This is a genomic window from Buttiauxella sp. 3AFRM03, assembly GCF_003675305.1.
GTDB classification, from domain to species: Bacteria; Pseudomonadota; Gammaproteobacteria; order Enterobacterales; family Enterobacteriaceae; genus Buttiauxella; species Buttiauxella ferragutiae.
This window is the reverse complement of the sequence record NZ_CP033076.1, coordinates 4377358-4403535: the sequence shown is the minus strand read 5'-3', so window position 1 is coordinate 4403535 and position 26178 is coordinate 4377358. Positions and strand designations below refer to the sequence as shown.

The 26178-nt window shown below is 50.0% G+C and carries 23 protein-coding genes; 8 read left to right on the top strand and 15 right to left on the bottom strand.

Annotated features, from left to right (window positions below; translation table 11 throughout):
- Positions 1–29 precede the first annotated feature (29 nt).
- The 4 genes from cysK (at position 30) to crr (ending at position 3976) form a co-directional block, all read left to right on the top strand.
- Positions 30–1001, top strand: a complete 972-nt coding sequence (gene cysK, locus D8682_RS21940) for a cysteine synthase A (protein ID WP_064544589.1) — start codon at positions 30–32, stop codon at positions 999–1001.
- A gap of 395 nt (positions 1002–1396) precedes the next feature.
- The gene (gene ptsH / locus D8682_RS21930; protein ID WP_034459025.1) at positions 1397–1654 is read left to right on the top strand and encodes a phosphocarrier protein Hpr; all 258 of its coding nucleotides are present in this window, start codon (positions 1397–1399) and stop codon (positions 1652–1654) included.
- 44 nt (positions 1655–1698) lie between these two features.
- The gene (gene ptsI / locus D8682_RS21925) at positions 1699–3426 is read left to right on the top strand and encodes a phosphoenolpyruvate-protein phosphotransferase PtsI (protein WP_064544588.1); all 1728 of its coding nucleotides are present in this window, start codon (positions 1699–1701) and stop codon (positions 3424–3426) included.
- A gap of 40 nt (positions 3427–3466) precedes the next feature.
- A complete protein-coding gene (gene crr, locus D8682_RS21920) occupies positions 3467–3976 on the top strand; it encodes a PTS glucose transporter subunit IIA (protein WP_034459029.1) in 510 nt (169 codons plus the stop codon).
- 93 nt (positions 3977–4069) lie between these two features.
- On the opposite strand, the gene D8682_RS21915 is transcribed toward crr, so the two are convergent.
- The 12 genes from D8682_RS21915 to D8682_RS21860 all read right to left on the bottom strand — a co-directional run bounded on the left by D8682_RS21915 (position 4070) and on the right by D8682_RS21860 (position 16751).
- On the bottom strand, positions 4070–6724 hold the full coding sequence (locus D8682_RS21915) for an alpha-L-rhamnosidase (protein WP_121815129.1): 2655 nt from the start codon (positions 6722–6724) through the stop codon (positions 4070–4072).
- Between the two features lie 42 nt (positions 6725–6766).
- A complete protein-coding gene (locus tag D8682_RS21910; RefSeq protein ID WP_121815128.1) occupies positions 6767–8071 on the bottom strand; it encodes an MFS transporter in 1305 nt (434 codons plus the stop codon).
- Positions 8072–8165: 94 nt separating this feature from the next.
- Entirely contained in the window at positions 8166–9023 is an 858-nt protein-coding gene (locus tag D8682_RS21905) for a helix-turn-helix domain-containing protein (protein ID WP_064544583.1), read from the bottom strand.
- Between the two features lie 203 nt (positions 9024–9226).
- The gene (gene cysM, locus D8682_RS21900) at positions 9227–10138 is read right to left on the bottom strand and encodes a cysteine synthase CysM (protein ID WP_064544580.1); all 912 of its coding nucleotides are present in this window, start codon (positions 10136–10138) and stop codon (positions 9227–9229) included.
- 71 nt (positions 10139–10209) lie between these two features.
- A complete protein-coding gene (gene cysA / locus D8682_RS21895) occupies positions 10210–11310 on the bottom strand; it encodes a sulfate/thiosulfate ABC transporter ATP-binding protein CysA (protein WP_064544579.1) in 1101 nt (366 codons plus the stop codon).
- Positions 11300–12175, bottom strand: a complete 876-nt coding sequence (cysW, locus tag D8682_RS21890; RefSeq protein ID WP_064544576.1) for a sulfate/thiosulfate ABC transporter permease CysW — start codon at positions 12173–12175, stop codon at positions 11300–11302. The genes cysA and cysW overlap by 11 nt, the downstream gene beginning before the upstream one ends.
- Entirely contained in the window at positions 12175–13008 is an 834-nt protein-coding gene (gene cysT / locus D8682_RS21885; protein WP_064544574.1) for a sulfate/thiosulfate ABC transporter permease CysT, read from the bottom strand. The genes cysW and cysT overlap by 1 nt, the downstream gene beginning before the upstream one ends.
- Positions 13008–14024 (bottom strand): sulfate ABC transporter substrate-binding protein, encoded by a 1017-nt coding sequence (locus D8682_RS21880; RefSeq protein ID WP_064544572.1) that lies wholly within the window; start codon positions 14022–14024, stop codon positions 13008–13010. The genes cysT and D8682_RS21880 overlap by 1 nt, the downstream gene beginning before the upstream one ends.
- A 212-nt stretch (positions 14025–14236) precedes the next feature.
- Entirely contained in the window at positions 14237–15136 is a 900-nt protein-coding gene (locus D8682_RS21875; protein ID WP_121815127.1) for a Dyp-type peroxidase, read from the bottom strand.
- A 103-nt stretch (positions 15137–15239) separates the two neighbouring features.
- A complete protein-coding gene (locus tag D8682_RS21870) occupies positions 15240–15815 on the bottom strand; it encodes an RpoE-regulated lipoprotein (protein WP_064544568.1) in 576 nt (191 codons plus the stop codon).
- A gap of 64 nt (positions 15816–15879) precedes the next feature.
- Positions 15880–16326: a DUF2919 domain-containing protein gene (locus D8682_RS21865; protein ID WP_064544566.1), complete on the bottom strand. Its 447-nt coding sequence runs from the start codon at positions 16324–16326 to the stop codon at positions 15880–15882.
- A complete protein-coding gene (locus tag D8682_RS21860; protein WP_064544564.1) occupies positions 16326–16751 on the bottom strand; it encodes a GNAT family acetyltransferase in 426 nt (141 codons plus the stop codon). Before D8682_RS21860 ends, D8682_RS21865 begins: the two co-directional genes overlap by 1 nt.
- Positions 16752–16947: 196 nt before the next feature.
- On the opposite strand from D8682_RS21860, the gene amiA reads away from it, so the two are divergent.
- Together amiA and hemF are read left to right on the top strand one after the other, a co-directional pair.
- Positions 16948–17820, top strand: a complete 873-nt coding sequence (gene amiA / locus D8682_RS21855) for an N-acetylmuramoyl-L-alanine amidase AmiA (protein ID WP_064544604.1) — start codon at positions 16948–16950, stop codon at positions 17818–17820.
- Positions 17821–17825: 5 nt separating this feature from the next.
- Entirely contained in the window at positions 17826–18731 is a 906-nt protein-coding gene (gene hemF, locus D8682_RS21850) for an oxygen-dependent coproporphyrinogen oxidase (RefSeq protein WP_064544603.1), read from the top strand.
- Between the two features lie 55 nt (positions 18732–18786).
- On the opposite strand, the gene maeB is transcribed toward hemF, so the two are convergent.
- Complete coding sequence (maeB, locus tag D8682_RS21845) at positions 18787–21066, bottom strand: NADP-dependent oxaloacetate-decarboxylating malate dehydrogenase (RefSeq protein WP_064544563.1); 2280 nt, start codon at positions 21064–21066, stop codon at positions 18787–18789.
- A gap of 269 nt (positions 21067–21335) precedes the next feature.
- Between maeB and tal the strand changes: the two genes are divergently transcribed.
- Positions 21336–22286, top strand: coding sequence for a transaldolase (gene tal / locus D8682_RS21840; protein ID WP_064544560.1), 951 nt, complete (start codon positions 21336–21338; stop codon positions 22284–22286).
- Positions 22287–22307: 21 nt separating this feature from the next.
- Positions 22308–24305, top strand: a complete 1998-nt coding sequence (gene tkt, locus D8682_RS21835) for a transketolase (RefSeq protein ID WP_121815125.1) — start codon at positions 22308–22310, stop codon at positions 24303–24305.
- 101 nt (positions 24306–24406) lie between these two features.
- Here the strand turns inward: tkt and D8682_RS21830 are convergent, their stop codons facing one another.
- Positions 24407–25444, bottom strand: a complete 1038-nt coding sequence (locus D8682_RS21830) for a DUF1176 domain-containing protein (protein WP_370090882.1) — start codon at positions 25442–25444, stop codon at positions 24407–24409.
- A 152-nt stretch (positions 25445–25596) separates the two neighbouring features.
- On the bottom strand, positions 25597–26172 hold the full coding sequence (nudK, locus tag D8682_RS21825; protein WP_064544556.1) for a GDP-mannose pyrophosphatase NudK: 576 nt from the start codon (positions 26170–26172) through the stop codon (positions 25597–25599).
- Positions 26173–26178 lie beyond the last annotated feature (6 nt).

Genomic DNA, 26178 nt, shown 5'->3' with positions numbered 1-26178 from the left:
CCAAATTTCATACAGTTAAAGGACAGGCTATGAGCAAGATCTATGAAGACAACTCTCTGACAATCGGTCATACGCCGCTGGTTCGCCTGAACCGTATCGGTAATGGACGCATCCTGGCAAAGGTAGAGTCCCGCAACCCGAGCTTTAGCGTCAAATGCCGTATCGGAGCCAATATGATTTGGGATGCCGAGAAACGCGGTGTACTCAAGCCGGGAGTCGAGTTAGTTGAGCCTACCAGTGGTAACACAGGTATCGCCCTGGCTTACGTTGCTGCAGCGCGTGGCTACAAGTTAACGCTAACCATGCCTGAAACCATGAGTATTGAACGTCGTAAACTGTTGAAAGCACTTGGCGCTAATCTGGTACTAACTGAAGGCGCGAAAGGCATGAAAGGTGCAATTCAGAAAGCTGAAGAAATCGTTGCCAGCGATCCAGAAAAATTCCTGTTGTTGCAGCAGTTCAGTAACCCGGCCAACCCAGAAATCCACGAAAAAACCACAGGCCCAGAAATCTGGGAAGATACTGACGGCGAAGTCGATGTCTTCATTGCCGGCGTAGGTACTGGCGGTACGCTGACCGGCGTGAGCCGCTATATCAAAAACACCAAAGGCAAAACGGATCTGATAAGCGTGGCCGTTGAGCCAACGGATTCTCCAGTCATTGCTCAGGCGTTAGCAGGTGAAGAAATCAAGCCTGGGCCGCACAAAATTCAGGGTATTGGTGCAGGCTTCATTCCTGGCAACCTCGACCTCAAACTGATCGACAAAGTTATCGCCATCACTAACGACGAAGCTATTTCTACTGCGCGCCGTCTGATGGAAGAAGAAGGCATACTTGCTGGGATTTCATCCGGTGCGGCAGTGGCTGCAGCATTAAAACTTCAGGAAGATGAAGCATTTACCAATAAAAATATTGTGGTTATACTGCCATCCTCCGGGGAGCGTTATCTGAGTACCGCCCTGTTTGCCGATCTTTTCACTGAAAAAGAACTGCAACAGTGATGCCAACCAGGTAGGTTCGAGTAAAAAAGCACCCAAATGGGTGCTTTTTTGTGGCGTCCGTCAAACTTTTAGCTACCCTGGCATTGCGTCACCCTTTCAGGTCTGGTATCTATCCAGCAAATTATTTTGATGCGCGAAATTAATCGAAGTGTGAGATACGTCTGCTGAATCGATTTATCGATTTGGTGCAAAATCACATTTCACGGCATAATGATTAATGACGAGCGAGCCGCGAAGCGCATGGTAAATGTCAGAGCACATTTCGTGGTTCCCGAAAGCATCCTGTGTCGCGTAAAGTCTTCAGTTAACGTCGACGCTAACTATACAGGCTAAAGTTTTGCCACCAGGCTAGACTTTAGTTCCACAACACAAAACCTATAAGTTGGGGAAATACAATGTTCCAGCAAGAAGTTACCATTACCGCTCCAAACGGTCTGCATACCCGCCCTGCTGCTCAGTTTGTTAAAGAAGCTAAAGGCTTCACTTCTGAGATCACTGTGACCTCCAACGGCAAAAGCGCAAGCGCCAAAAGCCTGTTCAAACTGCAAACTCTGGGCCTGACTCAAGGGACTGTAGTGACCATCTCCGCTGAAGGTGAAGATGATCAGAAAGCAGTTGAGCATCTGGTAAAACTGATGGCTGAACTCGAGTAAGTTCTGGGTTCTTCGTAAATATCAGTCACAAGTAAGGTAGGGTTATGATTTCAGGCATTTTAGCATCCCCGGGTATCGCTTTCGGCAAGGCACTTTTGCTGAAGGAAGATGAAATTGTCATCGACCGGAAGAAAATTTCTGCCGACAAAGTTGCGCAGGAAGTTGAACGTTTCTTAAGCGGGCGCGCGAAAGCGTCAGCACAGCTGGAAACGATCAAAATTAAAGCTGGCGAGACCTTCGGTGAAGAAAAGGAAGCTATCTTCGAAGGGCACATTATGTTGCTGGAAGACGAAGAGCTTGAGCAGGAAATCATAGCCCTTATCAAAGATAAATTAGTGACTGCTGATGCAGCGGCTCACGAAATTATCGAAGGCCAGGCGGTCGCGCTGGAAGAGCTAGACGATGAATACCTGAAAGAACGTGCGGCTGACGTACGCGATATCGGTAAGCGTCTACTGCGCAATATCCTCGGTCTGGCAATTATCGACCTTAGCTCTATTCAGGATGAAGTTATCCTGGTGGCTAAAGATTTGACTCCGTCTGAAACTGCACAGCTGAACCTGCAAAAGGTGCTGGGTTTCATCACCGATATCGGCGGCCGTACTTCCCATACCTCCATCATGGCGCGTTCTCTTGAACTGCCAGCGATCGTCGGTACCGGTAGCGTGACCAGCCAGGTGAAGAACGGCGATTACCTGATCCTCGATGCTGTTAACAATAAAGTTTACGTTAACCCAACCAACGACGAGATCGAAGCCCTGCGCGCTGTACAGCAGCAAGAAGCTTCTGAGAAAGCTGAACTGGCAAAACTGAAAGACCTGCCAGCAATCACTCTCGATGGTCATCAGGTAGAAGTATGCGCAAACATCGGTACTGTTCGTGATGTCGACGGTGCTGAGCGCAATGGTGCAGAAGGTGTAGGTCTGTATCGTACAGAATTCCTGTTCATGGACCGTGATTCACTGCCAACTGAAGATGAGCAGTTCGCGGCGTACAAAGCTGTTGCTGAAGCCTGTGGCTCGCAAGCAGTTATCGTACGTACCATGGATATCGGTGGCGACAAAGAGCTGCCGTACATGAACTTCCCGAAAGAAGAAAACCCGTTCCTGGGCTGGCGTGCTGTGCGTATCGCAATGGATCGTAAAGAGATCCTGCATGACCAGGTACGCGCTATCCTGCGTGCTTCCGCTTTCGGTAAATTGCGTATCATGTTCCCAATGATTATCTCTGTTGAAGAAGTGCGTGCACTGAAAGCTGAGATTGAAATCATGAAGGCGCAGCTGCGTGAAGAAGGCAAAGCGTTTGACGAAACTATTGAAGTCGGTGTGATGGTTGAGACTCCGGCTGCGGCCACGATTGCTCGCCATCTGGCAAAAGAAGTCGACTTCTTTAGTATCGGTACCAATGATTTAACTCAGTACACCCTGGCAGTTGACCGTGGTAATGATATGATTTCACATCTTTACCAGCCAATGTCACCGTCCGTACTGACTCTGATTAAGCAAGTTATTGATGCTTCTCATGCAGAAGGTAAATGGACCGGTATGTGTGGTGAGCTTGCAGGCGACGAACGTGCTACACTTCTGTTGCTGGGTATGGGTCTGGACGAATTTAGTATGAGTGCCATTTCTATCCCGCGCATTAAGAAGATTATTCGTAACACGAACTTCGAAGATGCGAAGGTGTTAGCAGAGCAAGCTCTTGCTCAACCGACAACGGACGAGTTAATGATGCTGGTTAACAAGTTCATTGAAGAAAAAACAATCTGCTAATCCACCGGATGCGGCCCAATTTACTGCTTAGGAGAAGATCATGGGTTTGTTTGATAAACTGAAATCTCTGGTTTCTGATGATAAAAAAGACACCGGAACCATTGAGATTGTTGCCCCACTTTCTGGCGAAATCGTCAATATTGAAGATGTTCCAGATGTGGTGTTCGCCGAGAAGATCGTTGGTGATGGCATTGCAATTAAACCGACTGGCAACAAAATGGTTGCTCCGGTTGACGGCACCATCGGTAAAATCTTCGAAACTAACCATGCTTTCTCTATCGAATCCGATAGCGGCATTGAGCTGTTCGTTCACTTCGGTATCGATACTGTTGAACTGAAAGGCGAAGGCTTCAAGCGCATCGCAGAAGAAGGCCAGCGTGTTAAGAAAGGCGACGTAGTTATCGAGTTCGATTTGGCCCTGCTGGAAGAGAAAGCGAAGTCTACCCTGACTCCAGTTGTTATCTCCAACATGGACGAAATCAAAGAGCTGATCAAACTGACTGGTAGCGTGACTGTGGGCGAAACCCCGGTAATCCGCATCAAGAAGTAATTATTAGATACAGGATTAACCGTCCTGTATTTAAAGAAAAAAACCGGGAATGTCAGCATTCCCGGTTTTTTTTCGTCTGTCGCTAATTCGATTCTATGCGCGCAGATATTCGACTGTGTAATTCCCCGATCCTACGTTGGCAACCCCGCTGGTTCCCTGCTGTTTGAAGTCCACGTCCTGAGCTGAAAGCAGTTCTCCCAGGCTCGAAAGTTTGATGGTGGCATGCGTGTTATGCGGCACCGTAACATTTAGCGTCACTCTTTCATCCAGTACCTTCCAGCTAACCGCAATTTCGCCGTAAATAGACTGATAATTCGCATCAACAAAAGACAAACCACCACCGATAGTCGGCTCGATAATCAGATGCTTAAAGCCCGGCTCATCGACGTCAGCCTCAATCCCCGCTACAGAGCGATATAGCCACTCCCCCACCGCGCCATACGCGTAATGGTTAAACGAGTTCATATCTGCGCTCCACATTGTGCCATCGGGTTTCAGGCCATCCCAGTGCTCCCAAATGGTCGTCGCGCCAGCTTTTACTTGATATAACCAGGAAGGGAAATCCTCTTTTAGCAACAGCTCCCACGCCTCTTTTTCTCGCCCATTCTGGCTTAGTGCATGGCAAAAATAAGGTGTCCCGACAAAACCCGTCACCAAATGCCCATCATGTTCATGCAGCAGTTCAACCAGCGTATTCACCGTGCGTTCGCGGAACGGTTCCGGCACCAGGTTAAAATAGAGCGCCAGAATATGCGCAGTCTGGGTTCTCGCCGCCAGCCTGCCTGATGGCGTGAAAAATTCATCCTGAAAACGCTGGACGATTTGCTGGTGCAAGGCACTGTAGCGCTCAAAATCTTCTGTTCGATTCAACGCTTTGGCAGCCCGGCTGAATAACTCGGTTGAATGGGCAAAATAGGCCGTGCAGACAAGATCCGTCGGCGTCGCGCCAAAATAGCTCCCTTCTTTGGCATCCAGCGCCACCCAATCGCCAAATTGCAATTTATAGCGCCATATCAGGTTCTCTGAATGAGTAAGCATGAAATCCACCCAGCCTTTCATGCTCTGATACTGGTTTTCCAGAATCCGCGTATCGCCGTACATCAGGTACATCGTCCACGGATTAATCACCGCAGCATCCGCCCATGCCGCCGCAGAGTGCGTCCCACCTGCGGCCAGGTTGATATCATTCGCGCAATGCCCGGTGAGGATATCAGGTACCACATGCGGTACGCCGCCTTCTGGCGTCTGGTCATGTCTCAGATCCCTGAGCCATTTAGCGAAGAAATTACGCGTGTGCATCAGATAGCTGGCAGTACGGCAAAATATCTGCGCATCACCGGTCCACCCCAGCCGTTCATCACGCTGCGGGCAGTCGGTTGGGACATCAACAAAATTGCCTTTTAATCCCCACAAAATATTGTGGTGTAGCTGGTTTAAGTCTTCATTTGAGCAGTTGAAATGCCCGGTATGTGCCATATCAGAATGGAGTACCAGCGCTTTGAAATTCTCAGGCAATATCTTGCCAGGGTAGCTTTCGACTTTAACGTAACGGAATCCCTGGTAAGTAAACTGAGGATGATAGACCTCCTCCGCATCGCCTTTTAAAACATACTCCACACGCTGTTTCGCAGAACGCAGATTATCGAGATAAACATTGCCCTCAGCATCCAATGTCTCGAAATGGCGCAAGATAACTTTGTCACCGAGCTTGCCACTCACTTTAAATTCGACCCAGCCACTGAGGTTTTGCCCAAAGTCGATAACCGTATCGCCTTGCGCAGTAGTGATAATGGCAACCGGCTCCAGCGCGGCTATTTTTTTCACCTTGCAGGCACTCTGCGCGGTAAGTACTTTTTTATCATATGGAACAAGGCTGACAGGCCGCCAGTAAGAGGCATCATAACCGGTATTATTCCAGCCTTCCCGCTCAAGGCTTGCGTCGCAAATTTCACCGTCATAGATTTCCGAGAACAGAATTGGTGAATCTTCCCCATGCCAGGAATCATCCGTCACAACAATCTGCTGGGTTCCATCCTGGTAGTGAATGACTAACTGGCAGATCAGTGCGGTTTGTTCACCATAATAATTTCTGTCACGGGTAAAACCCATATCGCCTTTAAACCAGCCCGCCGCTAGCTCCGCGCCAATAACGTTATCGTCACGCTGGAGTTGCTCACTCAAATCATAAGTTTGATAAAGCAGATGGTGATGATAGCTAGTCCAGCCTGGCGTCAGCACATCATCACCGACTTTTTGACCATTGAGATAGAACTGATAAAGCCCTAATGCGGAGACATGTAAATAAGCAGAAGCAACTGCACTGCCTTTATTGAGTGAAAAGGGTTTTCTCACTAATGTGACTTTAGAATTATCTTTATCAGCGGACTTCTCAGCAGAAATAAAATCACCTAACCACGGGGTATCCATCATCCCGGTAATAAACTCAGCGACTGCACTCCACGGGCTCTCCTCTCCGTGGTTATCGTTAATTCTCACCCGTACAAAATAACGCGTTGAAGGATGCAGCAAAATGTCATTAATATTAACATTCGCCGAAGCATCACTATTTATCAATCCACTATCAAATAAAATAACGTCGAAATATTTATCATGACTAACCTGTAACTGATAGCAAATTTGCTTAACACTCTGTTGATCACTGGCAATTTCCCAACCGATAACCGGAAAGTTATCGACTCCCGATAAAGACAATTCATAGTCAAGCGTGATCTTTTTTACTGATAGCATAATGATATGCTCCTTAGATTACTGAATATTTATACGAGATAATTATTTTGTCTGAATGGCCTCTACGGGCAAGGTCGATGCTGTAATCTGTTTCTCGGTAATCATTTCTCCTTCACTGGAGAATTCATTACGTTGTTGGCGATGGAAACACAACCAGCCTATAAACATACCTAATGCAACAATCGAAGTCAGAATGGTATACAACGCCACCGGTCCGGCATCGAGTAATACCGGTGTGACAAAAGCTAATAAAGCACATGATAAACGAGCGACACCCACAATCGCGCCCTGCGCCGTTGAACGTAACATGGTCGGGAATGACTCTTGCGACCATACTTTCATAATTCCTTCAAAAGCCATACCGCTACCGGTAGCCGTAAATAAAAGGAAGCAGAACCATGATAACTGAGAGAAATTAAGCAACACCGGCATCAAGAAACCACCGGCAAAAAAGAATGCGCCAATAATAAACACCAGCATCCTTTTTGAGGTATCGACCATCTTCATAAATAACAAACCGGACAACACGCCCACCGGCATTAACAACAGGTTCCAGAGAGAATTTTCTTCAACCGTAATACCAACCACATTCACCGCGACATAAGTCCCGAATTGCCCACCGGTATTTGCCGCCAGATTGACCAGCGTATAAAAAAAGCATAATGCGACAAACGGCCATAAGTACTTCCCATGCAGCAAATCTTTAAACGATGACTTTTGTGCGCGAACGGTTGTCGCACCTCGACGGTTCTCATCACGAGCAACCAGCCACATCGGTGATTCAGGAATAGTCCAACGCAACAGCAGTAATACGGCGGCGACAATACCGACATGGAGATACATAATTTGTGCCCCCAATTGTCCCCAGCCCCCAACAACGGCTGAAACCCCCATCGTAGTACTGATGCCCACCAGCCAAAGAAGATTGGATAAGCCGATTATCTTGCCGCGGTTGTTATCGTTGGCAGCCTCTGCAATGGTTGCTAAAGAAACCGGTAAATCGGCACCTGTCGCCAGACCAACAAATATTGTCCCAGCCAGCAACACGACAAAGACTTCACCGAATGCCAACATCAGCGACCCCAGAACAATCATTGCCATGGTGGCAATAAACACTTTGCGCCTGCCAAGGCGATCCCCCAGCCGGCCACCTAAAAATGCCCCGATAGCAATGCATAGCGTTAACACGCCTGAAAGGACACCGATATCAGCAGAAGTAATACCAATAGCCTTCTGATAAATAACTAAAGCGGTACCATTGGAAACTATAGCGGCCGAGTCGATATAAGAAGCCATCCCTGAAACCACCCCAACATACCAGGGGTTAGTTACTTTCAATTTGCCCATATTATTTACTCCATTAAATTATGACTTACATCATGTGTTACTTCTTCCCATAAAAATAAAAACACATTCGTATAAAGGATTAATACAATGATATTTATGACTCTGCTATTGAAAAACTTAGATGTCTTTCTTGTGTAGGGGTGCGGGAAAATCTCTTCTTATAAACATCAGTCAATCGAGAGGCATTAACATATCCACAAAATAAGGCAACATCTCTTATTGGCCAGTCAGTCGTGCGTAACAGTTCCTGAGCTTTTAACAGGCAACAAATTTGCTGAAATTTCTCAGGCGTGGTGCCTGTGATCTGTTTAAAAAAACGAAACATCGTGCGTTTAGCCATGCCACATTCATCACATAGATTGCTCCAGTTAATGTTCTTCGCGTAATTTTGCCGCACATAATTAATAATTTTTTGTCCGCTATTCTCTATGCTTCGATTTCTTTCACCTTTGCGTGCAATGCAACGGCACAACAAAGAAATTATTTCCAGAATAACCGCCTCCGTTGTCGAGAAGTAAATCGCATCAAAAGGATCATCACGCCTCGCCGTGACCCCATCGGTTAACAATACGATTTTATCCAGTTCACTTTCGGTTAAAGAGAGAAACTCTCTCGATGGAGGACGGATACTTTCCCTTACCACATCAAGCAATACATCAATATTATGTATAAAACTAAAATGCCGGTCTTTATGAAACAGAAGATTAATCAAAGAAAGATTATTGGTCGACTCGTAGTAGTGCGTGTCATTTGCAGAAACAAAAAAGAAGTCTCCCGCATAAACCAACTCCACCTGATCATTAATAATATGAAAACCACTGCCACCGCGAACAATAACCAGCTCATCAAAATCATGACCATGAACATCCGCCACCTCCTGATTATTCAACATGAATAAACAGAAAGCGTGTGCCTGTGAGAGAAAAAAGTCCTCTGGTTGTTTAATTTCCATCTATTCACCTGCCAATTATTTATTACATCGTGGTGATAGAGATATTAGAGCTTAATATTAATGACAAGTCATTATAGTGAAATGGCACTACAGCGTAAGTCGCCGTGACATTACTATCATTTTTGCCGATTAACTCAGCATCGGGAGGATAACTGCGAGGGGAAAAGGTTTTGCAGAGCGTTATCTACAAAACCATTTTGAACTTAGATGCCGGAACCTTGCGAATAACTCTCTTCGCCAAAAACGCCGGTTGATAAATAGCGGTCGCCACGATCGCAGATAATTGCCACCACCACAGAACCAGGGTTTGCCTGCGCTACACGCATCGCGCCAGCAACTGCACCGCCAGAACTCACACCGCAGAAAATCCCCTCTTCACGCGCAAGTTTTCGCATGGTTCGCTCGGCTTCGACTTGTGACATATCCATCACCTCATCAACCAGGCTGGGATTGAAAATCTTCGGTAGCCACTCTTCAGGCCAGCGGCGGATCCCCGGAATGCTGCTGCCATCTTCCGGCTGGAGGCCAACAATTTTGACCGGTTTTTCTTGCTCACGCATAAACTGGCTGACGCCGGTTACCGTACCAGTGGTTCCCATGCTGGAAACGAAGTGTGTGATTCGCCCTTGCGTCTGGTTCCAGATTTCTGGCCCGGTGGTGCTGTAGTGCGCATAAGGATTATCGGGATTATTGAACTGGTCGAGAACTTTGCCCTCACCACGCTCATCCATCAAACGCGCCAGTTCGCGCGCGCCTTCCATGCCCTGCTCTTTGGTCACCAGAATCAACTCGGCACCATAAGCCTGCATCGCCGCTTTGCGTTCCATGCTCATGTTGTCCGGCATCAACAGTTTCATGCGGTAGCCTTTCAGGGCAGCAATCATCGCCAGCGCAATTCCGGTATTCCCGCTTGTCGCTTCTATGAGCGTATCTCCAGGCGCGATTTCACCGCGAGCTTCAGCGCGCACAATCATCGAGAGTGCCGCTCGGTCTTTTACCGAACCTGCCGGATTATTGCCTTCAAGCTTGACCCAAATTTCACTGCCATTATCAAGGCCAGTGCGTTGTAATTTAACCAGAGGCGTATTGCCAATTGTGCTTTCTAAGGTGTTCACTTGCCTGTCCAAAAAATAAGAAAAGCGGCCACGTGGGCCGCCTTTGCGTGTCGTGTTGTGCGGTAAACTTATCAGGCAGTCTGCGCCAGGTCTACCTGGTCATTAAAAACGCGCTGGATTCGATTCTTCCCTTCATACAAACGTGCATGTTGCAGGCCAACGAACAGACGTTCGCCGCGCACCGGAACATGGTTTTCACGCAAAACCACGGTTAACGGTTCGTCGTACCAGCCCAGTGGCTGAACCACCAACTGCATGTAATGCCCACGCGGGCTGATTTCCAGCACCTGCACCGGCAGCGGTGAATCCAGATTAGTACGGCGGCTAACGTCTACTTCCCACGGGCGTAAGAACAAATCCACCGCGCCCTGATAAGCAGGCGTAAATCCAAGCGGCCAGCGGTGCGCACCAACATGGAACTGGCTGCCGCGAATGGTGCCTTTCATGCGATTCACTTCACCGAGGAATTCCAGCACGAAGCGAGTCGCAGGTTCACGCCATACCGCTTCCGGTGTATCAACCTGTTCGATATTCCCCTGGCTCATCACTACCACGCGATCGGCGACTTCCATCGCTTCTTCCTGATCGTGGGTGACGAAGACGCTGGTGAATTTCAGCTCTTCATGCAACTGGCGCAACCAGCGGCGTAACTCTTTACGCACCTGCGCATCCAGCGCGCCAAACGGCTCATCAAGCAGCAGAATTTGCGGTTCAACCGCCAGCGCACGCGCCAGTGCCACACGCTGTTTCTGCCCTCCGGAAAGCTGTGCCGGGAAACGATCCGCCAGATGGGCTAACTGCACCATTTCCAGCAAACGCGTCACTTTCTGTTTGATAACCGCGGCTGAAGGACGCTCACGGCGTGGCAAAACCGTCAGACCAAAAGCGATGTTGTCGAACACGTTCATGTGGCGAAACAGCGCGTAATGCTGGAAGACAAAGCCCACTTTACGCTCACGCGCATGAATGCGGCTCACATCGGTGCCATGGAAACTAATGCGCCCGCTGTTCTGGTGCTCAAGCCCGGCGATAATACGCAGCAGCGTGGTTTTACCGGAGCCAGACGGCCCCAACAGCGCTACCATTTGACCCGAAGGGATATCAAGCGTGATATCGTTCAGCACCTGGGTGCGACCAAAAGATTTCTTAATATTGGTAATATCAATGCTCATGATTCCCCTCCTGTTGCAGGCGTTTTTCCTGGCTATTCAAACGCCACTGCACCGCACTCTTTAAGAACAACGTAACGATAGCCATCAGGGTCAATAACGCGGCGGCAGTAAACGAGCCGACGGTGTTGTAATCCTGCTGTAGCAATTCAATCTGTAACGGCAGCGAGAAAGTCTCACCACGAATAGAACCGGAAACCACCGACACGGCACCAAACTCGCCAATGGCGCGGGCGTTGGTTAACACCACGCCGTAAAGTAGCGCCCAGCGGATATTCGGTAACGTGACGCGTCTGAACATTTGCCAACCGGATGCGCCAAGCAAAATAGCCGCTTCATCTTCCTGGCTGCCCTGGCTTAACATCACCGGCACCAGTTCACGCACCACAAACGGGCAAGTGACAAAAATCGTCACCAATACCATGCCCGGCCAGGCGAACATAATCTGAATATTATGCGCATCCATAAAGCCAGCAAGCGGGCCGTTGGAGCCGTAAAACAGCAGATAAATCAGGCCTGCGACAACAGGCGAAACCGCAAATGGAATATCCAGCAGCGTCAGTAATAACTGGCGGCCAGGGAAATCAAAACGCGTCACCAGCCAGGCCAGCAAAATACCGAACACCAGGTTCACCGGTACGGTAATCAACGCAATCATCACCGTCAGCCAGATGGCGTGTAGCATGTCCGGGTCAACAATATTTTGCAGCGCAGGCATCAACCCTTTCGAGAAAGCCTGCGCAAAAATAGACGCCACCGGCACCACCAGCAGCAAAAACGAAATCAGTACGCCGAGGCCAATCAGCGTCCATTTTCCCCAGTTAAAACCGGTGCGGCGATAGCTTTTCAATTCAGTTACGTCCGTCATCAGTGACCTACCACGCGCCGACCAAAGCGACTTTGCAACGTGTTAATGGTGAACAGCAACAGCAGTGAAGCGGCCAGAATCACCGAAGCAATCGCGCTGGCTGCCGGGTAATCGAACTCCTGCAAACGCACGAAAATCATCAGCGATGTCACTTCGGTTTTCCAGGCGATGTTACCGGCGATGAAAATAACCGCGCCGAATTCGCCAAGGCTGCGCGTGAACGACAGCGCAACACCCGCCATCAGCGCCGGTGAAAGCTCGGGTAAAATCACGCGACGGAAACTCTGCCAGCGCGTTGCGCCTAGGGTTTCAGCCGCTTCTTCATATTCAGGCCCCAGTTCTTCAAGCACTGGCTGAATGGTACGGACCACAAACGGGATACTGGTAAACGCCATCGCAACGGCAATGCCCAGCCAGGTATAAGTCACTTTAATGCCGAACTGCGCCAGCCATTCGCCGTACCAGCCATTGACCGAAAACAGCCCCGCAAGGGTTAAACCCGCCACCGCCGTTGGCAAGGCAAACGGCAAATCCATTAACGCATCCAGCAGGCTGCGGCCTGGAAACTGGTAGCGCGTTAAAATCCACGCCATCAGCATGCCGAAGAAACCGTTGAAGATGGAAGCCACGCCCGCTGACAGCAGCGTCACTTTATAAGCGGCAACCACCTGCGGGTTGGTAATCACTTCCCAATACTGCGCCAGCGTCATCTCAGAGAGTTGCATTACCAGCGCGCTGAGCGGTAGCAGTAAAATCAGGCAAACGAACAGCAAACTGGTGCCGAGACTTAAGGTAAAGCCTGGCAGCACCCGTTTGGAGGCAACAGCAAACATTACTCACGCCCCTTTCCGAGCAGCTTGTCGAACTCACCGCCGCTGGCAAAATGGGTTTTCATCGCTTCAGGCCAGCCGCCGAATTCATCTTCCACGCGGAATAGCTCGGTCTGCGGGAATTTATCTTTCAGCTTCGCCATCACTTCCGGGTTATTCACGCGGTAGTAATAATCCGTGATAATGATTTGCGCCGCCGGGCTGTACAAGAAGTTCAGATACTCTTTGGCGGCTTTTTCAGTGCCGTTGGCTTTAACGTTTTTATCCACCCACGCCACCGGGAATTCAGCCAGAATATTGACCTTTGGGACGATCACTTCGTAGCCGTCTTTTTCGTATTGCTTACTGATGTTATTCACTTCAGATTCAAAGCTAATCAGCACGTCACCCAAGCCACGCTCAACAAAAGTGGTGGTTGCGCCACGGCCGCCGGTATCAAACACTTCAACGTTTTTCAGGAACTGCGTCATGTACTGTTCGGTTTTGGCTTTATCGCCACCGTCAGCTTTGTTCGCCGCACCCCATGCACCTAACCAGGTATAACGCGCGTTACCGGAAGTTTTTGGATTAGGGAAAATCAGTTTTACGTCCGGGCGAACCAAATCGCTCCAGTCGTGGATGTTTTTTGGGTTACCTTTGCGCACCAGGAATGCCATGGTGGAGTAGAAAGGCGAGCTGTTGTTTGGCAAACGGGTCTGCCAGTCGGCTGGGATCAGGTTGCCTTTGTCATGCAGGATCTGCACATCTGAAACCTGGTTATAAGTTACAACGTCTGCTTTTAAACCCTGCAAAATCGCCAGCGCCTGTTTTGATGACCCGGCATGAGATTGTTTAATCACCAGCTTGTCACCGCTATTTTCCTGCGCCCACTGTTTTTCGAAGGCCGGATTCAGCGCGGCAAACAGCTCGCGAGACACATCATAAGAGCTGTTCAGCAGTTCTGTAGCATGGGCTGAACCTGCCAATAATGCAGAAACAACAAGCGCACTCCAGAGTTTTTTCACAGATGTATTGGCCATTGGGCACCCTTATAATTGTGGTAACGGTCATGCTTTATGGTTACCAGTGTATTTATAACGAGTGTCAAAGCTGTAACGGTTTTATATATCGTTTGGTGATTTGCAATAAGAAAGGGGTATAAGGTTTTTTTGCGGGGATTTGTCGGGCGTCGCGAACGCTAACCCGACGGGTTGTAAGGTGGATAAGCGCAAGCACCATCCACTATTTAATTCTACAGGTTCAATAACTTATCTAATGACGGTGCGAAGTAATAACCGCCGGTCACTGGTCGGGTGAAACGCAACATGTCGTCACGCTTGCCGTCGGTTTCGCCAAACATGCTCAGCAATTGCTGCTCGATGTTATGCAAACGCGCGCAATAAGCGATGAAGTACAGGCCGTGAGCGCCGCTGGCGGTGCCGTATGGCAGGCTCTGGCGCACAATCTTCAGACCTTTACCGTTTTCTTTTAAATCGACACGGGTCAGATGCGACGTGACCGGGCGCTCGTCACCATCAATCTCTTCATTGGCTTCTTTGGTACGGCCAATGACCATTTCCTGGTCACTAATGCTCATGCGGTTGAGCTGCTTGAGATTGTGTTCCCAACGCTGCACCATCACATAACTGCCGCCGGCATCAATGCCATCGTTAATTACCGCGACTTCACGGCGCGTCCCTTCGCCTTGCGGGTTTTCAGTACCATCAACGAAACCACTGAGATCGCGTTCTTCAATCCAACGGAAGCCGTGGATCTCTTCTTCAATTTTCAGCGCGTCGCCAAATGCCGCCAGTGCCGCTTGCGCCACAGAGAAATTCACATCGTGGCGTAAAGAAAGAATGTGGATCATCACATCGTGCTGGGTCGCTGGTGCCAGGCCTTTGCCTAACGGCGTGAAGTTTTTCAGCTCGCTTGCACCCACGCCGCCACTTAAATCGCGCCACAGGTCATGACCAAATGCCACTACCGCGCCTAAATTGGCTTCCGGGAATTTATCCTGCAAAGCACTCAGTGACTGATTGAAGGTTTTGCAGCCCTGACGAATGGCATCGAAATCGCCCTGAAAACTCGCTTCCAGCCAAACAGCGGCGCGACAATGTTCTGGCAGAATGCCAGTTTGAACACGAGACATGAATCCTCCTAAATGAACACGCCACTCTACGTGGCGTTTATTCCCTGATGATACCCAATCGCGGCGGCGCCTTCTTGAGAAGACGCAAACCCAGGGTTAATTTTTATCGACGCCAGATAATTTTACTGATTTTCCAGTTTTTGAGCGTGTCGTCAGATGGCATCAACTCCGGCGCACCATGCCATTCGCCGCTAAACAGATAGCTAATATGCTGGCTGTTAGGTGCTTTGCACTCAACGCCATCGCTGTCGTCACCGGTCGCTTTGACACACGAACCAAATGCTTTGTCATAAAGAGTGCTAAAGGTGGTGCCAATTTTAACGCCACTATCGGTTTCAATATCGCTATCCAGCACATCGACACGACTGACCGTACCTTTTTCGCCGTTAACGACAACCATCACCGTTCTGTCAGTCATGGCTTCATAGAAGCGCACAATCTCGCCGTTATCGGTTTTCATGCCGCTGCGCAAACGGTAGTTATCGTTCAATGCACTGCTAACGGCTTTTTCATCCATTGGTGTGCTGGCAGTGATTTCACCCACACCTTGCTCGCTCACTTCAAGCGACGAACCGAACCAGTTCATTGGATTTGCCGCAGACCAGTTGACCGAAGACAGCGTCGAGCACCCACTTAAAACCAGTGGCAATCCTATTAGCATCAGGCGCAGTGTTTTCATCAGAAATTCCTTTATTAAGCATGGGGACGCGTTTTGGAGTACAAACTTTCCCAAAAGTGCCAGGTTAATCACGGCTAAGAGTGAAGTAATCGCGTAAACGTTGGCTGCTACACAGCCACCACAAGGCAAAGATATCGGCTATCAGCAGCGATAAAGTCACAGCGGTTAACTCTTCGCCTTGCCATAAAAGCAGCAGTTGCCAGGCCAGAACGATACCCTGCGCGGCAACTAAAACCCAGCGCCAAATCGCCCATAACCGAGGGTGCAAATGGCGACGACCGCTAATCATGAATGCCAGCGCGGCGGGGATACCGGGCAATAATCCAAACCAAAAAGTATCGCGGTCAGGATAGAACACACTGAGGATGGCATCGCCCTGCTGGCGGGACGCCGCTGCAAGCACCAACACAAACCAGGTTCGTGCCTGCAGCAGGAGAATACACCAAAACAAAATGGGTGTTTTCAGATTACCGTGAGTATCGTAATCCGACGGTGGATACAGCTCAGGCATTAATATTCCTGGTCTTCAATCAGCCGTTTGCCGAGTAGCATCACATCCTGCTGCTCGTACTCGAGCCGCTCATACATGCCAATCACCAGGTCGTTTTCTTCACGCACCATGATTTGAATTTTTGGGCAACCGCGGGCAATCAGCTTTTTTTCCAGCCGGCTGAGCAGCGCATTGGCGATGCCGCGACCACGAAATTCTGGGTGCACGCCGAGGTAATAAGCGGAGCCACGGTGGCCGTCATAGCCGCCCATTAATGAGCCAACGACTTCGCCACCCACTTCCGCGACTAAGAACAGATCCGCGTCATGATTAAGTTTGCGCTCAATATCCATTTCAGGATCGTTCCACGGACGCAGTAAGTCGCAACGTTCCCAAAGCGTAATGACTTCTTCGAAATCATCCTGGCGAAAAACACGTATTTCCATGGGATCAGCCACCTGAAAGTCTAAAAGCCTGATTATGGCTTTAAGTTTCCGTTTAGCCAATAAGCAGCGAAAAAATGGCATACTAGCCACTCATTCATTTTTCGAAATAAAAATTCCGGAAAATGCTTGTCGTTTACCCTTTGCCGATACGCTATAAATGCCTATCAGCAATTTTGAAGATAAAAAAACTCGCCGTATGAGCAAAATTAAATCACTGACGCATTTGACTACTCGCCGCCAGCTACTGCTGACTGGTTTGGCTGCCTTAACCTTAACAGGCGTAAATAAGGCTTTGGCCAGTTCCGAAGCTAAACCCCTTAAAACCACCACTAACCACAGCAAACCGACGAAAAAATCTGGCGCTCGCCGGGTGGTGATGCTCGACCCTGGTCACGGCGGTATTGATACCGGCGCGATTGGTCATAATGGTTCCAAAGAGAAACATGTGGTACTGGCCATTGCTAAAAATGTGAGAAACATTTTAAAAAGTAATGGGATAGAGGCCAAACTCACACGTACCAGCGATGAATTTATTCCGCTATACGATCGCGTTGAAATCGCCCATAAACACGGTGCCGATCTCTTTATGTCGATTCATGCCGATGGATTTACCAACCCATCCGCAGCCGGTGCGTCGGTGTTTGCCCTTTCCAATCGTGGCGCCAGTAGTGCGATGGCAAAATACCTTTCTGATAAAGAAAACGCCGCCGATGACGTCGCGGGCAGCAAAGTGAAACACAAAGATCAGTATTTACAGCAGGTTCTGTTCGATTTGGTTCAAACCGATACCATCAAAAACAGCCTGACACTCGGCTCACATATCCTCAAACAGATAAAGCCAGTGCACAAACTGCACAGCCGTAATACGGAACAAGCGGCGTTTGTGGTCCTGAAATCACCGTCGATCCCGTCAGTACTGGTCGAAACCTCCTTCATCACTAATCCCGGTGAAGAGAAACTGCTTGGCACGACCGCGTTCCGCCAAAAAATTGCTAATGCCATTGCCTCTGGCGTCATTAGCTACTTCCATTGGTTTGATAACCAAAAAGCTCACAGCAAAAAACGTTGATGCCTATGAACACGCCTGATATTCACGCCGTAAAACAATTCCTGCTGCAATTGCAGGACACCATCTGCCAACAACTCAGCGCCGTTGATGGTGCCTCATTTGAAGAAGATAGCTGGCAGCGCGAAGGTGGCGGCGGTGGGCGCAGTCGGGTGTTACGTGGCGGGGGTATTTTTGAGCAAGCGGGAGTTAACTTCTCTCACGTTCATGGTGATGCCATGCCTGCATCAGCCACCGCACATCGTCCGGAACTTGCCGGACGCAGTTTTGAAGCAATGGGCGTATCGCTGGTAGTGCATCCGCTCAACCCGTACATTCCCACCAGCCACGCCAATGTGCGTTTTTTCATCGCAGAAAAACCGGGCTGTGAACCGGTGTGGTGGTTCGGCGGTGGTTTTGACTTAACGCCGTTTTACGGTTTTGAAGAAGATGCCGTTCACTGGCATAAAACTGCGCACGACCTGTGCCAACCGTTTGGCGATGACGTATTCCCGCGTTACAAAAAGTGGTGCGACGATTACTTCTTTATTAAGCATCGCAACGAACAGCGCGGTATTGGCGGCTTGTTCTTTGACGATCTCAACACGCCTGATTTTGCGCATTGCTTTAGCTTTATGCAGGCAGTGGGCAACGGTTATCTGGATGCGTATTTGCCCATTGTCGAGCGACGCAAAGCGTTGCCGTGGGGCGAGCGTGAGCGCGACTTCCAGCTTTATCGTCGTGGCCGTTATGTCGAGTTTAATCTGGTGTGGGATCGTGGCACGTTATTTGGTTTGCAGACCGGCGGGCGTACAGAGTCGATTTTAATGTCGATGCCACCACTGGTGCGTTGGGAATATAACTATCAGCCAGAAGAAGGCAGCCCGGAGGCTGCCTTATATCGTGATTTCTTGCCGGTTAAAGATTGGGTCTAACCCTGTTGTCGGATGACGCTTGCGCTTATCCGACCTACAAGACTCCACCAAACAATCACAACGGAACGGTCTGCGCCTCAACTACCGCCAGCGCCACCATATTCACAATACGACGAACAGAAGCAATCGGCGTTAACACGTGCACCGGTTTCGCCACGCCCATCAGTACTGGCCCGACGGTCACCCCTTCGGAGCTTGAAACACGCAGTAAGTTGTAGCTAATGCGTGCCGCTTCCACGTTCGGCATGATCAGGATATTTGCCGAACCTTTCAGCGGGCTGTCTGGCATACGTTCGTTGCGAATGCTTTCCACCAATGCCGCATCACCGTGCATTTCGCCGTCAATTTCCAGCTCTGGTGCACGAGCACGCACCATCTCCAGCGTCGCGCGCATTTTGCAGGCGGCTTTCGAATCGGAAGAACCGTAGTTGGAATGCGACAGCAGCGCAACTTTCGGCTCGATCCCAAAGCGGCGCACCGTTTCTGCAGCCAGCAAAGTGATTTCGGTCAACTCTTCCGGCGATGGATCGTCATTGACGTAGGTGTCAGCAATAAAGGTGTTGCCGCTTGGCAGCAACAGCGCGTTCATCGCCCCCGCCGCTTTCACGCCTTCACGGTAGCCGAACAGCTTCTCAACCACACTAAAGTGCTCGTGATATTCACCGATGGTGCCACAAATCATCGCGTCAGCTTCACCACGATGCACCATGATAGCGCCGATCACCGTCGTGTTGCTGATCACCGCACGCTGCGCTTGTTCTTGCGTAATGCCGCGGCGTTTCATGATGTTGTAGTACTCGTTCCAGTACTCTTTGAAACGCGGATCGGATTCGTTATTCACGATTTCGAAGTCGACACCGGCGCGCATTTGCAGGCCCAGTTTCTTCAGACGCATTTCGATAACCGCCGGGCGGCCAATCAGAATCGGCTTCGCCAGGCCCAAGGTAATCAGTTCCTGAGTCGCATGCAGCACACGCGCTTCTTCACCTTCGGTCAGCACCACACGTTTCGGATCTTTACGCGCCTGCGAGAAGATCGGCTTCATAAACAGGTTAGTTTTGTAAACGAACTCGGTCAGTTTTTCGCGGTAAGCGTCGAAATCCTGAATTGGGCGCGTAGCCACACCGGTGTCCATTGCCGCTTTCGCTACCGCTGGTGCGATTTGCACGATTAGACGCGGGTCGAACGGTTTTGGAATCAGGTAATCCGGGCCGAAAGTCAGCTCTTCTTCGCCGTAAGCTGAAGCCACCACATCACTTTGCTCGGCATGTGCCAGCTCGGCAATGGCGTGAACTGCTGCCAGTTTCATCTCTTCGTTAATCGCCGTTGCGCCAACATCCAGCGCGCCACGGAAGATGAACGGGAAGCACAGCACGTTGTTCACCTGGTTTGGGAAGTCAGAACGGCCGGTGCAGATAATCGCATCAGGGCGCACTTCTTTTGCCAACGGTGGAAGGATTTCCGGTTCAGGGTTCGCCAACGCCAGAATCAGTGGCGAACGCGCCATCTTCTTGACCATTTCCTGTGTCATGGCTTTCGGGCCAGAACAACCGAGGAAAATATCCGCACCTTCAATGACTTCAAGCAGCGTGCGCTTGCCGTTATCGTCCACCGCGTAGGCCGCTTTAGTTTCCGCCATGTTGGCTTCACGGCCTTTGTAGATAACGCCTTTCGAGTCGCAAACCACGATGTTGTGTTTCTGGATACCCAACTGAACCAGCAGGTTCATACAGGCAATCGCAGAAGCGCCCGCGCCAGAAACCACCAGGCGGACATCAGAAATATTCTTCTCAACTACGCGCAGGCCGTTAAGCACCGCAGCGGTACAAATGATGGCTGTGCCGTGCTGATCGTCATGGAACACAGGAATGTTCATGCGCTCACGCAGTTTTTTCTCGATGTAGAAACACTCTGGGGCTTTGATGTCTTCTAAGTTGATGCCACCAAAAGTAGGCTCGAGCGCTGCGATAACTTCAATCAGCTTATCCGGATCCATTTCATCGACTTCGATATCAAACACATCGATACCGGCAAACTTCTTGAACAGAACCCCCTTACCTTCCATCACCGGCTTGCCTGCCAGTGCGCCGATGTTGCCCAGACCCAGCACTGCAGTGCCGTTGGAAATCACGCCGACCAGGTTGCCACGTGCGGTGTATTTGTAGGCCGCAAGCGGGTCTTTTTCTATCTCAAGACAAGGTGCCGCCACGCCCGGGGAGTATGCCAATGCCAGGTCACGCTGAGTGGCGAGTGGTTTGGTTGGTGATACCTGAATTTTTCCGGGAGTTGGGAATTCATGAAAATCGAGGGCACTTTGCTTCAGTTGTTCATCCATTTCTTCGTTCCTTTCTTATTACTCTCAAGGGTCGGTAAGGACTTTGTAGGCCACGTAGTATCGCGCTTGCAGGCGCTCTAAACTTTGAACATAGCCATACTATCAGCAACGACTTATAAAAATGTTAGAAAACCAGAACTACTATGTTACCTGGCATTAACAACAATGCCATGCCTATCTGCTATGCTTTTTAGTTATGCCTTTGATGAATTTTCGTCACAAGCAACATGGAGCATGTAAGTAATATTCTGTATTTTAAGGAGATAGTCATGAGCCAGCTAGAGAGTATCAAGAAGTTCACCACCGTTGTTGCCGACAGCGGCGATATCGAATCTATCCGCCATTACCAGCCTATTGATGCAACAACCAACCCCTCGTTATTACTGAAAGCCGCAGGTTTAGCGCACTATCAAACGCTCATTGATGATGCCATTGCTTACGGTAAACAGCGCGGAGACACGCTAGAAGCGCAGGTTGTACAGGCCAGCGACAAACTGGCAGTTAATTTCGGCGCGGAAATACTTAAAAGCATTCCTGGCCGTGTTTCGACGGAAGTCGACGCCCGCCTCTCTTTCGATAAAGAAAAAAGCATCGCCAAAGCGCGCCATTTGATTGCGCTTTATGAAGAAATTGGCATTGATAAATCGAGAGTTCTTATCAAACTCGCTTCAACATGGGAAGGGATTCGTGCCGCTGAGGAACTGCAAAAAGAAGGTATCGACTGCAATCTGACGCTACTGTTCTCATTTGCCCAGGCGCGTGCCTGTGCCGAAGCGGGCGTATTCCTGATATCACCGTTCGTTGGCCGTATCTACGACTGGTATCAGGCTCGTAAACCGATGGACCCGTATGTGGTTGAAGAAGATCCAGGCGTCAAATCGGTGCGCAATATCTATGATTACTTTAAGCAGCATAACTACAACACCATTGTGATGGGCGCGAGTTTCCGCCGCACCGAGCAAATTCTGGCGTTGGTGGGCTGCGACCGCCTGACTATCGCCCCTAACCTGCTGCAACAATTGCAGGAAAGTGATGAACCGGTAGTGCGTAAATTGGTGCCGACTTCGCAAGGCTTCCGCCGTCCAGAACCGATTAGCGAAGCTGATTTCCGTTGGGAACATAATCAGGATCCCATGGCCGTCGAAAAACTCGCAGAAGGCATCCGCCTGTTCGCCATTGATCAACGCAAACTGGAAGATTTACTCGCCGCCAAACTTTGAACGACAACCACGGAGTGAAACATGTCATCTCGTAAAGAGCTTGCTAATGCCATTCGTGCCCTGAGTATGGACGCGGTACAAAAAGCCAATTCGGGCCACCCAGGTGCCCCGATGGGGATGGCAGATATTGCCGAAGTGTTATGGAATGACTTCTTGCACCATAATCCGACGAACCCCACCTGGGCTGACCGGGACAGATTTATTCTCTCCAACGGTCACGCCTCGATGCTGCTCTACAGCCTGTTGCATCTGAGCGGGTATGACTTGCCGATGGAGGAATTAAAAAACTTCCGTCAGCTTCACTCCAAAACCCCTGGCCACCCGGAAATTGGCTATACGCCAGGCGTGGAAACCACCACCGGTCCACTTGGCCAGGGTCTCGCTAATGCCGTCGGCATGGCGATTGCTGAACGCACATTAGGGGCGCAATTCAACCGCCCCGACCATGAAATTGTCGATCACTTTACTTACGTTTTTATGGGTGATGGTTGCCTGATGGAAGGCATCTCCCATGAAGTTTGTTCGCTGGCGGGTACCCTCGGGCTGGGCAAACTGATTGGCTTCTACGATCACAACGGCATCTCAATTGACGGTGAAACCGAAGGCTGGTTTACCGACGATACCGCGAAACGCTTTGAGGCTTATCACTGGCATGTGGTGCACGAAATTGACGGTCACGACCCCGAAGCCCTGAAGAAAGCCATTCAGGAAGCGCAGAGTGTTAAAGATAAACCGTCGCTGATTATTTGCCGTACCGTCATCGGTTTTGGCTCACCCAATAAAGCCGGTAAGGAAGAAGCGCATGGCTCACCGCTTGGTGAGCAAGAAGTAGCGCTCGCCCGTAAACAACTGGGCTGGAACTATCCGGCGTTTGAAATCCCAAAAGAGATTTATCACGCCTGGGATGCCAAAGAAAAAGGCGAGCAAGCGCAAGCCGCATGGAATGATAAATTCACCGCTTACGCCACAGCTCATCCTGAACTGGCTGCTGAATTTAACCGCCGGATGCACGGAGACATGCCAGAAAACTGGCAGGAAACTACGCAGAACTTCATCGAAAAATTGCAGGCTAATCCGGAAAAAATTGCCACCCGTAAAGCCTCGCAAAACGCGCTCAACGCCTATGGCCCGAGTTTGCCAGAGTTGCTTGGCGGCTCTGCGGATTTGGCCCCAAGTAACCTGACCATCTGGAAAGAGTCCAAATCCATCAAAGAGGACATCGCCGGGAATTACATTCACTATGGCGTGCGCGAATTCGGTATGACCGCCATCGCCAACGGCATCGCCCACCATGGCGGTTTTGTGCCATATACCGCCACGTTCCTGATGTTTGTTGAATATGCGCGTAATGCTGCGCGTATGGCAGCACTGATGAAAGCGCGGCAAATTATGGTGTATACCCACGATTCAATTGGCCTGGGTGAAGATGGCCCAACGCACCAGGCAGTTGAGCAACTCGCCAGCCTGCGCATGACACCAAACTTCAGCACCTGGCGCCCATGCGACCAGGTGGAAGCCGCGGTGGCGTGGAAAACGGCAATCGAGCGGCATAACGGCCCGACAGCTCTGATTCTTTCACGCCAGAACCTTGCGCAAATGGAACGCACGCCAGAACAGGTCAACGCCATCAGCCGTGGGGGTTACATTCTCAAAGACAGTGGCGGTACGCCGGATGTGATTCTGATCGCGACAGGTTCAGAGATGGAAATTACGGTGCTGGCGGCAGATAAGCTGGCGGCTGAAGGCCATAAAGTGCGCGTAGTTTCACTGCCTTCCACCGATATTTTTGATGCGCAGGAAGAGGCGTATCGCGAGTCAGTGCTGCCTTCTGGAGTTGCTGCACGAGTGGCGGTGGAAGCGAGTATTGCGGATTATTGGTACAAGTATGTCGGCCTGAAAGGGGCGATTGTTGGCATGACCACTTACGGGAAATCGGCACCTGCCGATAAGCTGTTCCCGTTCTTTGGCTTTACCACCGAGAATGTGGTGGCGAAGGCGAAGAAGGTTTTAGGTGTCTGATTCGTTTACGCTCTTGTAGGGCGGATAAGCTTGCGTCATCCGCCGTTGTACTCCGGTGCAATTGGCGGATGACACTGCGTTTATCCGCCCTACAATAAATCTTACTTCGTCACCCACAACGTCGGCCACGACGGGCTAGCATTCCAGCCGTCACACGTCGGTTCCTCGGCATAACGCACCAGACGGAAACGTTGCCCGTCGAAACGCCAGCGCGTCGCGACTCCGCAGTCACCGATACCGCGCCCTTTCGCAAGCGTGGTCAGCTCTTTATTGGTTTCGTCGTATCCTGAATTCATCAGTTCAAGTTCGGTGTTACCGCTTGCTGGTGTGAAAGGCAGTTTTAGATGGATTTGCCGTGCAGCGAACGGCTTCTGGCGCGATACCACCCACGCGAGATCGACAATATTGTAAGCTCCTGCCTCACAACCAATCATCAGCAACGCTTTGTCGTCACTGACAGCAAACACGCGAACATCCCGACGCGCAGGATCTAACGAGCATTGGCTGCTATTGATGCGCCAGGATCCATAATCCATTAAGTCGCTGACTTCCACTTGCGTCAATGGCGTCGGTGTTGGGTTAGTCAGTTTGACGGCTTTTAGAGCGGGAGCGGGCGGGACACTCAATGGCGGATCGTCACCTTTTTTGACCCAGGCTGTTTCGCTACCGACGCGCTGTTGCTGGCTATCAATAAACAGCAACGATGCTTTTAGTCCGCTGAGCGAGATGTTTCCTTTCCCTTGTTTCAGGGTAATGGCATCCGCATTGCCGACTTTTTCGAGGAAACCATTTATCGCATCCGCATCACCGGTTTTGAGATGGTGGGGTGTTATCTGCCATTTTTCCGCATCCAACACCAGCAGCTCGCCATCCACTAACAACTGTGAGGCAATCGGCAGCGCTGTCATGTCGGCAGTGGTCATATTGCCTAAATCGATTCTCAGCGTCGCGTCGGTATGCGCACCGGCACTGCGGGTCAGTGTCATGACCAGACCTTTATGCAGCCCAGAATTACGGGCTGAACAAAAATTTTGGTTGTTGCAGGTGACTTGCCAATCGGAAAACGATTTTTGTGCCGCTGCCGCAAAGGCAGAGTTCGCTATAAAGAATAAAAACAGTAACAGCGATGCTTTGCGCAGAAACATTGGCGACACGTATCCTGAGAAGACGAAGAGAAAAAATGGACAAAATGTGGCGATATCTTCGTCTGGTTAACGTTTGTGCTCAATCAGATTTATCGGATAGATATTGTTAAAAACACCCATCCATAATCCATTGAATTTTAAACTCTTTAATCCATAAATCCGCGTAATTTCAGCTGTTGTAACAGAATGACTGTTTTTCCATCACGAATTTCACCTGTCGCGACCATTTCCATCGCTTGTTGGAAGGGAATTTCGAGCACATCAATATCTTCGTCATCAATCCCACCACCCGCATTTTCGCGTTGAGCGTCGCTGTATTCCGCCATGTAGAAATGGATTAACTCAGTGACACCGCCCGGCGACATATACAGCTCGAACAATTTTTCAACGTCCCCGACCTCGTAACCCGTTTCTTCGATGGCTTCTTTACGCGCACAAACTTCCGGTTCGTCGGCATCCAACAGCCCCGCGCAAGTTTCAATCAACATGCCGTCAGGGTTACCGTTGACCCACGTCGCGACGCGGAACTGGCGTGTCAGCACCACGGTTTTTTTATCGCGGTTATACAGCATCATAGTCGCGCCGTTACCCCGGTCATAGACTTCGCGTTTATGGCGAATCGCTTCGGAGTCGTTACGGTATAAATCGTAGGTGATATTGCGCAGGATGAAGTAATTATCTGAGAGGATTTTATCTTTGATGACTTCGATTTTAATCGACATACCGTC

Excerpts from the sequence above, each read along its gene's own strand:
- cysK (WP_064544589.1), top strand. The coding sequence starts at position 30 with ATGAGCAAGATCTATGAAGACAACTCTCTGACAATCGGTCATACGCCG.
- ptsH (WP_034459025.1), top strand. The coding sequence starts at position 1,397 with ATGTTCCAGCAAGAAGTTACCATTACCGCTCCAAACGGTCTGCATACC.
- ptsI (WP_064544588.1), top strand. The coding sequence starts at position 1,699 with ATGATTTCAGGCATTTTAGCATCCCCGGGTATCGCTTTCGGCAAGGCA.
- crr (WP_034459029.1), top strand. The coding sequence starts at position 3,467 with ATGGGTTTGTTTGATAAACTGAAATCTCTGGTTTCTGATGATAAAAAA.
- D8682_RS21915 (WP_121815129.1), bottom strand. The coding sequence starts at position 6,724 with ATGCTATCAGTAAAAAAGATCACGCTTGACTATGAATTGTCTTTATCG.
- D8682_RS21910 (WP_121815128.1), bottom strand. The coding sequence starts at position 8,071 with ATGGGCAAATTGAAAGTAACTAACCCCTGGTATGTTGGGGTGGTTTCA.
- D8682_RS21905 (WP_064544583.1), bottom strand. The coding sequence starts at position 9,023 with ATGGAAATTAAACAACCAGAGGACTTTTTTCTCTCACAGGCACACGCT.
- cysA (WP_064544579.1), bottom strand. The coding sequence starts at position 11,310 with ATGAGCATTGATATTACCAATATTAAGAAATCTTTTGGTCGCACCCAG.
- cysW (WP_064544576.1), bottom strand. The coding sequence starts at position 12,175 with ATGACGGACGTAACTGAATTGAAAAGCTATCGCCGCACCGGTTTTAAC.
- cysT (WP_064544574.1), bottom strand. The coding sequence starts at position 13,008 with ATGTTTGCTGTTGCCTCCAAACGGGTGCTGCCAGGCTTTACCTTAAGT.
- D8682_RS21880 (WP_064544572.1), bottom strand. The coding sequence starts at position 14,024 with ATGGCCAATACATCTGTGAAAAAACTCTGGAGTGCGCTTGTTGTTTCT.
- D8682_RS21875 (WP_121815127.1), bottom strand. The coding sequence starts at position 15,136 with ATGTCTCGTGTTCAAACTGGCATTCTGCCAGAACATTGTCGCGCCGCT.
- D8682_RS21870 (WP_064544568.1), bottom strand. The coding sequence starts at position 15,815 with ATGAAAACACTGCGCCTGATGCTAATAGGATTGCCACTGGTTTTAAGT.
- D8682_RS21865 (WP_064544566.1), bottom strand. The coding sequence starts at position 16,326 with ATGCCTGAGCTGTATCCACCGTCGGATTACGATACTCACGGTAATCTG.
- D8682_RS21860 (WP_064544564.1), bottom strand. The coding sequence starts at position 16,751 with ATGGAAATACGTGTTTTTCGCCAGGATGATTTCGAAGAAGTCATTACG.
- amiA (WP_064544604.1), top strand. The coding sequence starts at position 16,948 with ATGAGCAAAATTAAATCACTGACGCATTTGACTACTCGCCGCCAGCTA.
- hemF (WP_064544603.1), top strand. The coding sequence starts at position 17,826 with ATGAACACGCCTGATATTCACGCCGTAAAACAATTCCTGCTGCAATTG.
- maeB (WP_064544563.1), bottom strand. The coding sequence starts at position 21,066 with ATGGATGAACAACTGAAGCAAAGTGCCCTCGATTTTCATGAATTCCCA.
- tal (WP_064544560.1), top strand. The coding sequence starts at position 21,336 with ATGAGCCAGCTAGAGAGTATCAAGAAGTTCACCACCGTTGTTGCCGAC.
- tkt (WP_121815125.1), top strand. The coding sequence starts at position 22,308 with ATGTCATCTCGTAAAGAGCTTGCTAATGCCATTCGTGCCCTGAGTATG.
- nudK (WP_064544556.1), bottom strand. The coding sequence starts at position 26,172 with ATGTCGATTAAAATCGAAGTCATCAAAGATAAAATCCTCTCAGATAAT.